At 40.9% G+C, this 11,793-nt stretch carries 9 protein-coding genes; 2 read left to right on the plus strand and 7 right to left on the minus strand.

All coding sequences use genetic code 11. The annotated features are described in order from the left end of the window. Positions 1–92: 92 nt before the first annotated feature. From AAA970_RS09570 to ltrA, 5 genes are all read right to left on the minus strand, one after another. Positions 93–1,691 (minus strand): GAF domain-containing protein, encoded by a 1,599-nt coding sequence (locus AAA970_RS09570; RefSeq protein WP_338236940.1) that lies wholly within the window; start codon positions 1,689–1,691, stop codon positions 93–95. A gap of 637 nt (positions 1,692–2,328) precedes the next feature. Then, on the minus strand, positions 2,329–2,970 hold the full coding sequence (locus AAA970_RS09575) for a hypothetical protein (RefSeq protein WP_338236941.1): 642 nt from the start codon (positions 2,968–2,970) through the stop codon (positions 2,329–2,331). Between the two features lie 73 nt (positions 2,971–3,043). After that, positions 3,044–3,982, minus strand: a complete 939-nt coding sequence (locus AAA970_RS09580; RefSeq protein WP_063790948.1) for an ion channel — start codon at positions 3,980–3,982, stop codon at positions 3,044–3,046. Between the two features lie 71 nt (positions 3,983–4,053). Beyond that, positions 4,054–4,584 (minus strand): hypothetical protein, encoded by a 531-nt coding sequence (locus AAA970_RS09585; protein WP_338236942.1) that lies wholly within the window; start codon positions 4,582–4,584, stop codon positions 4,054–4,056. A gap of 252 nt (positions 4,585–4,836) precedes the next feature. Continuing rightward, entirely contained in the window at positions 4,837–6,102 is a 1,266-nt protein-coding gene (gene ltrA / locus AAA970_RS09590) for a group II intron reverse transcriptase/maturase (protein WP_338236943.1), read from the minus strand. A 1,028-nt stretch (positions 6,103–7,130) separates the two neighbouring features. On the opposite strand from ltrA, the gene AAA970_RS09595 reads away from it, so the two are divergent. Further along, positions 7,131–8,078 (plus strand): SH3 domain-containing protein, encoded by a 948-nt coding sequence (locus tag AAA970_RS09595; RefSeq protein ID WP_338236944.1) that lies wholly within the window; start codon positions 7,131–7,133, stop codon positions 8,076–8,078. Between the two features lie 550 nt (positions 8,079–8,628). Further along, complete coding sequence (locus AAA970_RS09600; protein ID WP_338236945.1) at positions 8,629–9,249, plus strand: hypothetical protein; 621 nt, start codon at positions 8,629–8,631, stop codon at positions 9,247–9,249. Between the two features lie 438 nt (positions 9,250–9,687). Here AAA970_RS09600 and AAA970_RS09605 read toward each other — a convergent pair whose 3' ends face one another. Further along, positions 9,688–10,245, minus strand: coding sequence for a pyridoxamine 5'-phosphate oxidase family protein (locus tag AAA970_RS09605; protein WP_338236947.1), 558 nt, complete (start codon positions 10,243–10,245; stop codon positions 9,688–9,690). A gap of 591 nt (positions 10,246–10,836) precedes the next feature. Then, positions 10,837–11,769 (minus strand): helix-turn-helix transcriptional regulator, encoded by a 933-nt coding sequence (locus AAA970_RS09610; RefSeq protein WP_338236948.1) that lies wholly within the window; start codon positions 11,767–11,769, stop codon positions 10,837–10,839. Positions 11,770–11,793: the final 24 nt, after the last annotated feature.

An 11,793-nucleotide genomic window follows, 5' to 3' on the forward strand; every position in this document is an offset into this window, starting at 1 on the left:
TTTAGGCGATTAACGAATTAACCAACATAAGCTATCAGCCTGAAAAAAACCATTTAAGGTGATCGACACTATTGAATGATGAATAATTCGGGTTAAACTTCTGCCTCCTTGGTCTCCAACAACTCCCCCATATCAAGCTGAACTATTAAATTGGGGTACTTCTTTTTAAGTATTTCAATATATTCTGGTGAAGACTTTAACAAGTCGGTGACTTCTCTTTGGATCCCCAACAGACCATAGGTATTATATTCTGGCAAATGAATAGGACGTTTAACCATTAGCCAGTATTTTTCTTTTTGATTAACGGTTACTTTTTCCAGCTTTCTAAAGGTTTTCTTACTGGCGATGATCCGAAGTTCCTCCTCCCAATATCCTTTTGCAGTTTGATAGTCAAAGAAATGATAGTCATCTTTCCCTTTCAAATAATCACGACTTACGCTATAATCATCAATCACGGTTTTATTAAACAAGTAAAACCTCCCCTGATGATCTTTGATATAAATTTTACCATCTACTTCATCCATCACCTCCTCCATCATTTTATTTTGCAACCTCAGTTGCTCCAGCATTCGCTCCTGCGCCTCTTTTTCCTCTATTTGCAGGCGCTCCATTTCTTCACGGGTGGCCTGCATCTCTTCCATACTTTGGCGCAACTCTTCCTCATTAGCCTCTAGTTCTTGTTTTTGATGAATAGAAGCTTCCAGTAATTTTTGAGTAGTTTGCTGCACTTGACGGCTATCAATCAGGGCCGCGATGTCTTCTCCCAACTGGTTTATAAAATTTAATTCAAAATCCTCAAAGATATGAAAAGAGGCAATCTCCAATATTCCTTTGATTTTATCATTAAAGATCAGCGGAATGATATATAAATTTGCTGGTAAGGCCTCTCCTAAACCGGATGTAATTTTATAATAATCCTGAGGAATTTCTTTTAGGTAAATAGGCAATTTTTCCAGATAGGCCTGTCCCACCAGCCCCTCTCCGGCTTCGATAACCTGATGCATAAACTTTTTTCGATCATAGGCAAAACAAGCTTTCATTTGTAAAATCGGCCTGCCCTCTTGTTCCTCTTCAAGATAAAGTGCCACCTGATTCGCCTGAATATATTTGGCCATATGGGAAACGACCAAATCACTGAAAACCTGAATATCATGCTGATCTGCTCCCCTAAATATATTGGAAAAGCTTGCCAAGCCCTCAGCCACCCAGTTTTTTCGATGATCTTCCTCCACCCTAAGAGCCAACTGCTCTCCCATGGTTTTCAGCGCTTGCCCTAACTTATCCGTGGGATTAATATCTCTGGGGGTAAAAATGCTATGAGCAAGATCATGAGCAAAATTTCGCTTTTCCTCTAAATATTGAGAAATATTGAGAATTTCCTCTAACGCCCTATAAAACTCGGAGGCAAGCCGAGTGGTAATAACATTTTCATGAGATCCCCATAGGTTACTAAAAGCATTTGACAAAATGGTGAAACCTGACTTCAGCTGATAATGCAATAGGGCGCTTATGAAAACCATCAATAATAGCGGCACTAATAATAAAAAAAGGAAAGTGGGTTTTATCTGGTAAAGCAAAGGCCCTGATATTAGCAGAAGCACTGCCAGCATTAAATTTGCTGTTACCAGCACCGATAGGGGTTGACCAGATGAATGATTTTGAAAAGTTTTACGGACTTTTTGATTTTCCATAATCAACATTTAAAAAAATGAGAATCTTATATAATAAAGAGAGGGTTTTGTGCGGAATGCCCTCATATGGAATAAAAAAATGAAAGAAATTTTGCCCTACGAAAAATAGCCCGTGCTACAACGGGCTCAACTAAAAGATCAAAAAAATATTAACCCGATTTATTCACCGCTAGTTCCAGATCCTACCGTAGGCAACTCATTACCATTTAGTTGTTGTTCATCCTATCAAATTTCTGATAACCCAAATTTGGGCAGGCTTGCTTTCTCCTCATTCATCTGTTTCTTTGGAAAAAACTCGAAACAGGAAACTATTCCATCATTTTTTCCGCCTTGCAGCTAAACGAGGATTTATGCTAAAATAATCCGGCTTAAATCATAAAAATTGCCAACATGACAGGAGATGTTTCGAACCAAGCTGAATGTAATGAGAGCGTCGAAAAAAAAATAATAATGTAAATCCGAATGATGCCTGCTTAAATCCTCTCCGTTAAACAAGGATTTAAGCGGGCGTAATTCAGCTTAAAACCAGACTGCCGAATATTTCGGAAAGATAGCTGGATTCTTGCTGACGAATGGCTCCGACACGATCAGAACAGGGGTTGATTTCCTCACATTAAAGATCTTTCGACAACATAGCTTAAAAACCACCGAACTTCAATCCAAGGCTGTACTGAAAATTATTCAGGGCGTTGGAAGAAGTGGAGATGAGCTCAAAATTAGTGGCCATCATATAGGACACGCCCAGATTGATCCGAAAGAAAGATGCCACATTAATTTCTACTGCTGCCCCGGGCCGGAAATACCAAAAGGTGGACTGATCGTAGATTTCGCCGTGATGATAGAAATAATCATCACTCAGGAAATCTGACAGATAACCTGCCCAGCCAGCACCGGCAGAAAGCGGAAAAGTAGCATGCACTACATTGTTAGAAAAAATGACGGGCTCCAGGAGTAAGCCACCATATCCACCAGCCAGGCGGGCATCCTGTTCGCCTCTGAAGAATCCCTCCCGGACATCCACCCGGTACACCTCTGAGGGGATAAAGCCCTGCATGTCGAGACCGATGCCCAAGGCGCGGTTTATCACCCAGGCTCCTCGAAGGCCAGCCATGGGCAAGAATTTGCCATTAAAGGTCGTTCCATGGAACATGACGGCTCCATAGCCACCATTGTGAAAATTATTGCCTGCTAAAGTTTTAGGAGCGTCCTCCTCAAAGGCCTGTGCCAGGCCATTCAGAGAGAACAAAAGCGCCAGGGTAAAAAGTAAAAGCTGTTTCATATCGTTTATATTATCCGGTTTCACTATTAAGATAAGCCAAAACGATTTCACCCCTACTCCCTCTGTAAAAAAATTATAGCGGTTTTCGATCGGCAGTATCTAACTCATCTATAAAGACATCCATCACCCCATCTTCCGCTCTGGAATACATTTTTTCAAACTTTCGGCCATAAAGAAAGTCGGATTCATTATAGGACATGCGCTGCTGCACGGTTTGCCCATAAGCTTCATCAAAGCCTTTGACCAGGATCACCACTTCAAATGGCTTTTTCCAATCTTCTTTAGAAAAATGATAGAAGGGGCTCTCTTCATCTATTTCATGCACAATGGTCCAGTTGTAAGGAAAGAACATGATTTCATTTCGTTCCAGCGGCAATTCCTGAAAATTACTATGATAGGTACCATCGGCCATTTTTTTCTCCATTCGGGAAGCCACCCGGATGTTCACTTCGGTCATGGAATGGCGACGGTTATTGACAAAACGGAACATAAGCGCTTTACTGTCCTTTTTATAGGGCGCGAGAATAATATTTTTTGAAAAACGCAGACTGGCCCGGGGCTGAGAAAAACGGGCAAAAAACAAGGCGGTCGCCATGGCCACGAACAATAAGCCAATGAGGGAATCCATGGTGGCGAAAATATTAGCCCAATGCCCCAGTGGAGTGATGCCTCCATAGCCCACTGTGGAGAAGGTCTGAAAACTGAAATAAAGGTAAAATAGAAATTCGTTGAATGGATCCGTAGCCGTGATTCCTGAAAAGTATTGGGGCCCGATTAAAAAGAAAATGCCGGCAAAGAAAAAGTTGATGCCCAACATCGTCAAGCCCGTCCATAGGAAAAACCTCCTCCAGGAATAAGACAAAAGTTGCTGGTAAAGGCTGATTTCCCTAAAGCCCTGGTAGCGGACATTGAAGGATCCGTCATCGTTAATTACTCTGGTAGCCCGATTGCGAGAATCCAGGGCAAATCCCAGATCTTTTTCTAATGCTTTAGACTTGGCTTCTTCTGTCATAAATAGTTAAGGCAATAAAAAAGGGGAAGCTGCCTCCCCCAATATTTTTCAAGGAGTTTCAAACTCCAAAATTAGTATTTTCTGTTGATAATTTCCGCCATGATCACGGCATCTTTTAATCCACCCTTTGTTCTCAGGCGTTTGCCATATTTACTAGCAGATTTTTTCTTTTTGGGCATCCGGAAGGCGCCTAACCTTTCCTTATCAGCATTTTGTGCAGATTTCATAAGGCTTTCTAAAGACTTTCTTGTTTCGCCCAGAGGTTCATCTGCCGGCTGCTTCACCTCATAAGCAGGCCTCAGGGGTTCAGCCTCTGGTTGGGCTTCTTCCCGAAAAGGAGAGGAATACGTTCTTACCGGTAGCTCTTCCTCTTCTTCCAATATTTGCTCCTGCTCCTGTTTTTTTACCGGTTGTCCGGAAAGCTGCGCCAGAATTTCCTCAAAACTTAAGGGGGGCTCATTGGGATTTTGCGCTTCCGATCCGGATGGTGGATACTCGTCTTCAAATGGAAGCTCTTCCTGCTTTTTCTTCTTTTTGGGCTTGAAGATAGCCCAAAGAATAGCCAGAACGATGTATATTATATATATTAAATTATCTTCCATATCCACTGATTAAGTCTTAAAAGCTAAAGTAAGGGATATTTATTCATTTTACCAATGATTGAGCCCGATTAGCATTCTGATGCCGAATTATTCTCTGCTATATTTAGTATCCTATGATAAAGGATTCACAACCTGCTTATTGTGGTTTGTATCGCTAATCTTTTTATAGCCCCAAGTCGAGTAAGCCAGGGGACTTTCACCCCTGACTTCTCACAGAACCGTACGTGAACCTCTCAATTCATACGGCTCTTGTCATACAGAGCGCCACAAGAAACTATAGCCCAGAGGCCAGTGATAGAATAAGTTAGGATAATCATTCGCTATTCTTTTGAGCAAATTGGCCGCTTTTCGACGGCTGCCCTTTAGACTTTTGAATTTATTCATTGCCCAACTCATCAATCGCTGATGCAGATAATAGAAAACTGGGGATAAACCTTTCAATCGTACTTCCCCATAATAATTCACCCATCCTCGGATGGTATCATTTAGAGATTGTGCGATTTGCTGGATAGTCCCGCCTGTTTTGCGTCGAATGCGTAGTGCTCGGATTTGGTTAATCATTCGAAGTTTAGCTTTTCTGCTCACGGTACAGTCAAATTGCAGAAAATGCCCTCCTCGCTTCAATTTCTTTGACATCGGTCTGAAGCTAAAGCTCAGAAAATCGAACTGAACCTTATTATAATTCAGCCCTCTGCCGTCCTTCTTGCAGTAAACTATCTTTGTTTTCTCTGGATGTAACTTCAATCCACAGGCCTTGAATCGTTCACGAATTTCAGACAGTAGAAATTCTGCTTGCCGCTGTGAATGGCAATGAATGATCATATCATCAGCATATCGTACCAACTTTACCGCTGGGTGGTGGATTTGCATCCATTTATCCATCGTGTAATGTAAATACAAATTTGCCAAAAGAGGACTGATTACCCCTCCTTGAGGAGTACCTTTTCCCTCTTTCAAAATGATACTACCATCATTCAATTGGATGGGTGTTTCCAACCACCGTTTGATGTAAAGCATCACCCATTTTTCCTGAACGTGCTTTTCCAATGCCCTGTATAGCAGCGCGTGATCTACATCTTCAAAGAATGATTGTACATCTAGGTCGATCACCCACGCATTCCTGAGAACATGTTTTCTCACTTCTTGAATTGCTTGATGAGCACTTCGAGCAGGCCGATATCCATACGAACAATCCAAAAACTGCTGCTCCAGTCTTGGCTCCAAGTAATTCTTGACTACTTGTTGCGCAATCCTATCGCTAACTGCCGGGATCCCCAAGGGTCTGGTTTTACCATCTCCTTTGGGAATTTCCACTCGTCTTACATGCTGCGGAAAATAAGCGCCTGAGGCTAACCTATTCCAAAGCTTGTAAAGTAGTTTGGACCTGTCCTGATCAAAGGCCTCCAAACTCACCGCGTCTACACCTGCAGCCCCTTTATTTCGCTTTACTTGCTTGTACGCCTCCCACACCATCATTTTAGTAATGGGAATACTCTTTGTTTCTTCCTTAAAAATCATCCTCTTTTGGAGTTGTAATTAATGATTAAACAGTATGACTGAACCCCTTCGCTCCACTGCCATTACAGCTGCTTCTACACTAATACGAGTTCATCCGCCACCTGATCAAACATTGGTAATCGCCTTATAGAAACTGTCTACTTGTGCTTTCCCTTTAGTATTTTGATCAGGCTTCCTGCGTTCCGAAAATACGCCTGAATAAAGTTCATGCCCCCTTTATGACGACTGCCATGTAGCCTGTAATCAGGTTGCTGCTACACTCATCCCTACAGCCCCAAAAATCCATAGGTTTTGACAGTAACTTAGCTTTTCGCCACTTCATCGGTAGGTTCGCTTACGCTCATCTCCTTTATTCATACCTGACTGCTTTATACAGCCTTTTCTACTAACGCTTCATCCATAGAAATTGCTTTCCATAAATCCTAGCAGTGGTTTGATTTGTGCTCCTGAAAGCTCCAAACCGGATGGTCTGCATCCATCATATTTTCAGTTACGTTGCCAATCAGCAACTCACAGCACACTTAGGGTAAGCTTGCTCCCACCTCATTTTGCTGCCGCTTTGGAAAAACTCCAAACAGGAAAAATCCCTTCCTTTTTCCCTTGTTACAGCTATAGGAGGATTAAAGCATCCATCATTCATATTTAGCGCGTGTTTAAAGCCTAAATTCGAAGCTAAAATTTGAAGAATTGCAGTAGCGATACCCGATTATTTTGGGAGATCAACATCGCTATTGTGGTTAAATTACCCGAAATCGCTTCCAATTATTCGAAATTGCAGCCGGATGGTATGCTTTTAAACACAGGCTTAACTTCATATGAAAAATTCAACTTTTATTTACAATCTAATATATAAGTATACCATTGTAGATATCAATAGCTGTTTCGTTTAATGAACAATACAGATCCAGATATTAAAATTTCGATTTTTGTGTAAAAAACTAATTAAAATTACACACCAACCTAACGCCGACTTAATTCACAATACCTACTCCTCTCCTTACCTTCGCAATTCAATCTATCTTTACAAAATGAAAAGAATTCTATTTATCATGTTAATGTTCATGGGCTTAAATGCTTATGCACAAAAACAAATGTATGTACAGTCCGGGAACGGACTGAATTTAAGAACAGCACCTTCTACCTCCAGCGAGGTGATTACTTCTATTCCTTACAGCGAAAAGGTACATGTGATCTCCAGAACAAATGATGAATGGGTAGAGGTAAAATACAAAGGCAACACAGGCTACATCTCTTCTAAATATATTGACGAGAATAAACCTAAAAAGCAGAATAACAACTCGTCCAAGAGCAACAAGAATAACGCTAAGGGGAATAAATCCAACAACAACTCGAATTCTTCAAGATCCTCAGGCAACAATTCTTCTAATAAAAATGGCTCCTCTGGTGGCTCATCTTCCCGATCAAATTCACCAGGTTACGCTAATGAATATGACTGGGGAATTGGACTTCGATTGGGAGATCCATTTGGTTTATCCGTTAAAAAATACTTAGCGCGTGGCAGAGCTTTTGAAATCAATTTGGGAAGCACTCATAGCTGGGGCTATAGCGACCAAAGCCAATTCTACAAAAGGGATCGTTTTTATCGTCAGGATTATGAGTACAGAGGCTCCGAACCTACCTCTTCTGTATCTCTTCAGGGTCACTATTTATTCTCTACTCAGCTGGGAGATGTACAGGGCTTGCGTCTGTACTATGGATTTGGTGCACAATTCCGTTTCCTAACCCGTGAATATCGTTTCCGCGAGCGCATCTATACTAACGGACGTGACCGCTGGGTAGATGCTCGCGACCGCATCACCCGGGTTGAATTTGGTTTAGATGGCGTAGTGGGATTAGAATATACCCTTCCTACAGCTCCGGTTTCCTTCTTTACCGAATTTGATATGATGATTCAGTTTGTGGCTCCAAGTCGTGTGATTCCACAATTTGGTATTGGCGCGAGATTCAACTTCTAAGCCCAGAATATCCTATTGAAAAAGCGAAGTCCATAATGGGCTTCGCTTTTTTTATGCCCTTATGCTTAAGCCGGATTACAGTGAGTTTAAAAGCCAAAATTCTCAGCGAAAATTTGAAGTATTGCAGAAACGAAACCCGATTATTTAGAAAGAATAGCATCGCTATTGTTGAGAAATTATTCAAAATCGCTATTAATAATTCGAATTTACAGCCGGATGGTGAGCTATTAAACACGCTCTCATCATGCTTAAACTCATGTTCAGCTGCCAGGCTGGAAAAATGAAGGAATTTTTCCTATTTCGCGTTTTTCCCAAAAGAAGCCAATGCATGAAGCAAGCAAGCTTATCCAAATTTGGGCTAAAAAACAAACACCACCATAACCTCCTCAAAAGGAGGATTTTACTTTTTAACCAAAATTCTATCGATGAATAATTCGGCTTAAATCCTCTAAAAATTGTACTCCTGATCTTACCAGTAAATAATATCTTTCAACTCTATAATAGATTGTAAAGTCCCATTATATTGCATTTTTTAATTTAAATAATCAATATGATTACCTCTCCACCTACTAAATCTGACCTCCTCGAGCAAATGAAATCCGGCAAGAGTACGGAAGCCTTAAGGGAAAGTCTTATTCCCGAAATAGGCCTTAGGAGAACTGAAAAAATGATTGATCAGGCCAAAAATGATCTCAGGAAAGCTTATCGGCCGCGGATATATCAATGGATAAAGGAAGGGGCCACCGTCACCACTCTAAGATCACAAATTGAAGAGGAAATTAAAGGAGAGGCGGCAGAATATTTCTATAAAAGAGGCATAGATGATTATCAATCCACTATCCATCAGGAAGCTTTAAAGCAATTTAAGCGGACGGTGGGCTATCATTCCGCGATTAAAGTGTTGGCCAATGAATTTGTATCGGAAAGTATGATAAAAGATTGGGGAAAGGCTTACTATAGTGCAAAACACCGCACCGAAAAAGAAAACAAAAATGGGGCGATCGCCAAGGGAGCAGGCTTGATGCTTTTCGGCATCATCATTACCGTTCTCAGTTATTTCTTTGCTTCGGATATGGGTGGTCGGTATGTGATTACCTATGGGCTAATTATTGCCGGAGCGATTCAATTATTCAAAGCCTTTGCCATGGAAGTATCCGAAATACCAGATTGACCCTCCGAACCAATTAAAATTTCAAAAAATTAAAAGCCGGATTGCCCTCCGGCTTTTAGAGCTTTTCTGAATACGCTTTACGCATCGGTAAATTTAATAAACCCAATCAAACGGGTTTTCTTAATCCAAATTACTCTCCACTAGATTTAACCCGAATTATTCACCGCTAAATTTAGTAATTCACCACAAACGCCTAGCCCTCAGGGCTTTCTAATTAGGTTTATCGAATTATCAATAGCTCAAATTTGGCCAAGTATGCTTTCCTTACATTCGCCTGCTGCTTTGAAAAAGCACAAAACAGGGAACCATCCTTCCAATTTTTCCCAGCTCGCAGCAAAACAAAGTTTTGTGCATGCTTTAATTCGGGTTAAAAGAATTTGAGGCATTTGTGGCTAAAAAACCTCTTCACAAAAGCATGCTCACTTAATCCAACTTACCTTAGGGCACCAGTGGATTCGCCTCCCAGCCATCAATTTCTTTGGTGAATTTCGCCCGATAATGACCTCCATTCTCCAGCAACAACACATCCAGCTCCTCAGGGGTCACCTCAATCGCAGCAAAATTCACTTTTTGCCCGTAAGGCTGATCCCCGATTCCGGCCAACAGATTACTACTCGGAGAGGCTACCGTAGAATAATCCTTTATTTTACCGGTGTCCTGAACCTGCTCCAAGCCATCTTGAAAAGCCTGCTCTTCTTCCGCGATTATTCGTGCCCTGCCTTTCATGCGAATTTGCAATTGCTTCTTCGGGTGATAAAATAGCAAAGAGACTTTTTCCTCCTTTAGCATTTGTTGTACTTTCGGACTTCTGGAATCGGTATAAAAAATCACCCCCAACTCCTCGGAAATGGCGCGTGTTACAACCGTCCTTACCTCTGGCGAGCCATCTTTGGCATTCACGGTCGCCAAAGCGATGTATTTGAAGGGATGATAGGGCGTGGTTTTGGACCTAATAAATTCAGTTTTTGCTAATTCCAACAAAAATTCCGGACTCATGCGTTTTGTGCTTAAAACTTTTTGTACAATAGCATCCTCTTGTGCTAAAAAATCATCCCAATTTAGTCAGAAGGATTCAGTTTCACTCACTGGAATTCAGATTTTAATTCTATACTCATTCTCTACCAAACTATAGTATTTTTGGGAAAACCAACCTTTGAATCCATAAAACTATTAACCATGCATAAGGCATCACTTACTTAACCTGAATGATTCACCGCTAAATTCATTAACTAATCGCAATCGACTTATTTTCGGCTCTTTAAAGTTTGTTTTCTTTGATTTATAATAGCACAAATTTAGGCAAACTTGCTTTCTCCTCATTCATCTGTTTCGTTGGAAAAAACTTGAAATAAGAAACTATTCCTTAATTTTTTTCGCCTTACAGCTAAACGAGGATTTATGCCTGAATAATCCGGGTTAATTTTGAATACTGGCTAATGAATCGGAAAGCTTGGGCTGTGTACATTATTCGTCTTGGAGACTAAACCAATGGCAAATTTCCGCTGCACTCCCCTGTCTGTTCAACTCCATTACTTTTCACCTTAAACGCTGACCATAGTTTCTTTCACAGATCGCCATCCACTTGCCTCAAAGCAATAATTTTTTTCTAAAAACAGACGGACTGCAACCGTAAAACTTTTTAAATGCATAAGAAAAATGAGAGCTATGCTGAAAACCCACTATTTCTGAAATCATGGCCACTGACAACTCTCCTTCTTTAAGTAATTCCCGGGCTTTTTCCATACGATGTCGATTCGAGAATTCAAAAATGGTTTCTTGATTTTTGGCTTTGAAATACTTTTTCAAATAAAATTCATTCAGCCCAACCAATCTGGATAATTGCGCAATAGACCATTGCTGTTGTGGATTGTTCAATATTAATTGTTCTGCCGCAATTACCTCTTTTTCATAAAGGTCTTCTTCAACAGGCTGCTGAAGCAAGAAAATATGGGCCAATAAATCGAAAAATTTTGACCGCAACAGCATTCGATCTGCTGTTTTTGCAACCACTTTTTGCATATAAGGCAATAGCTTTTCTATTCCCACCCTCGCATCATAGGGCTGAATGCGAACAGACGGGGTGTTATGGTTTTTGCCGGTCAATAGCGATTGAATATCCTGCTCCAAGTAACCAATGATATAAATTTTTACTGCCTGCCCTGTTTTCAAAGCGACTTCCAAGTGATAGCTAATCCCTCTTTTAGATGTATTTTCATCTTGCGCTGCCCGCTTGATTTCTTTAGATGGAATATGATCCTCCAGCATGATGAAATAGGCAAAGTCTCCTAGTTTCAAAATCACTTCTAATTTAGAATCCTCCTCCACTTCAATTTCCAAATACTGGACCGTCCAATCAAACTGAGACACCAAACCAAGCGCCACCCTGGGAGAGGAGGAGTACTCGCACCAAGCATTACAATTATCATTTCCATTAGCCTTTAACATGCAAGAATCGGAGGATATCCCCAAGGCTTGTCCATTCATGTAAAGGCGCACATTGATGTTTTCAGAGGTCAACATTGCAGCAAAAATAAGTACAAAAAA

It is taken from the genome of Persicobacter diffluens (assembly GCF_036244895.1).
GTDB classification, from domain to species: Bacteria; Bacteroidota; Bacteroidia; order Cytophagales; family Cyclobacteriaceae; genus Persicobacter; species Persicobacter diffluens.